Annotated in this window: 1 protein-coding gene; it reads right to left on the reverse strand. The window is 66.6% G+C overall.

The window, feature by feature from the left end; genetic code table 11:
- Positions 1-947: 947 nt before the first annotated feature.
- Positions 948-1,118 carry a hydrophobic protein gene (locus tag ABZV34_RS34605; protein WP_164369086.1) on the reverse strand — a complete coding sequence of 57 codons (171 nt, stop codon included), beginning with the start codon at positions 1,116-1,118 and terminating at the stop codon, positions 948-950.
- Between the last annotated feature and the right edge of the window lie 352 nt (positions 1,119-1,470).

Below are 1,470 nucleotides of genomic sequence, written 5' to 3' on the forward strand. Positions count from 1 at the left end.
GCCAGGCGGGTCAGGGCGGCCAGGCCGGTCAGGGTGGCGGTCAGCACCAGGGCGGCGGCCACTGACCCGGTGTTCGGGGTGACCGTGAAGCCGGTCACCGACTGCTGTACCGCTTGACGGCGCGCAGGGGCTTGCTCAGCCCCTGCGCGCCGTCTCGCGTGATCGGTGTCCGAGCAGTTCTCGCCTGCCGTCTCATGCGCACCCGCTCTCGCGGGGAATGAGGGCCCGAAGCCACAGGGCAGCACGGGCCCTCACCCCCGCACACGGGCTGTAGGGGACCCGGGTGCGGTGCCCGTTCAACGACAGCCGCAGCAGACAGACACGCCGCGGCGCCCCTGAGGGGAATGGTTCGGCCCGTCCGCTCTGGAGGGCTGCGCCCGGTCCCCGTGGTCGGCCTGAGGGCACGTCCTGGCACCCGTGCCCGCGAAGGCCGGCCTCGCCGCGGCGAGCGCCGCGCTCCCGGACCACCGCTGTATCAGGAGGCGCCGACGTCGTCCGCGCGCTTGCCGGCTGGCCTTGTCGTTGCTGGGGTATATGGCCTCGCCCTTGAACCCAGTGAGGCCGTGACCGAGCAGTCGAGCAGGTTGTCGGAGCGTCGCCCCGAATGCGATGAATCAGGGAACGCGACTCTCTCATCACGATTCGTTTCCTGTCCGCCGCAGAATTGCGCATCACAGGGCACCGCACTCGGTGACACTCTTTCAGAAATAGGAGCTCTCAGGACCTCTCGAGGTAACCCGTGTTCGCCGTGAAAGGCGTGGATGGCCGGAGGGGTCGTGCTGGAGGGCCATGGTTCCTGGCGTCACGGCCGCCTCCGGCCATGAGCTCCAGCTACCCCGGACCGGAAGAATCACCTCGTTCGTCCCGTGCCTGGCGGGACGGGACATGGGTGGGGCCCGACGCCACGGCGTCGGGCCCCACCCATGTCCGTGTGCTGTTCAGGCCGTCTACCAGCGGTACCAGCGGCCGCGCTTGCCGCCGCTGGCTGTCGGGCGGATCACGAAGCCGAGTACCCAGACGATCAGGACGATCACTGCGATCCACCAGAGTGCCTTGAGTGCGAAACCGGCACCGAAGAGGATCAGGGCGAGCAGAAGAACAAGAAGAACAGGAACCATAGTTATCAACCTCCGGACCCTCGTGTGCCCGGCGGTCTGATCTTCATTCCTGCGGGTCCTATCTATTTCTTAGGCGGCCCAGGGATGCGAAAGCACTGAGCCCTTTCCAACCTGACGTTCGCACTGGTCAGTAGCCCGGACGCTGGGAGACTTGCCCGACTCTCCCAAGTGGTCGAGCAAGGGTTTCGTGAGGTCAACCGACGTACAGCGATGAGCCTTCGCCTCCGTCTGCCAGCCTCTTCAGGCAGGTTGGAAAAGGCTCCCTACGCTTTCCTGCGGGATGGGGTGAGCCCTTCGTATGGTTGACCCGCCCAGGGGCGCCGGGTGTGGTTCAAAAGGCTCTGCCGCTTGT

This window comes from Streptomyces sp. NPDC005195 (genome assembly GCF_040608315.1).
Lineage (GTDB): Bacteria > Actinomycetota > Actinomycetes > Streptomycetales > Streptomycetaceae > Streptomyces > Streptomyces kaempferi.

Bases quoted from the DNA above. Each gene is read 5' to 3' on its own strand.
- ABZV34_RS34605 (WP_164369086.1), bottom strand. From the start codon at position 1,118: ATGGTTCCTGTTCTTCTTGTTCTTCTGCTCGCCCTGATCCTCTTCGGT.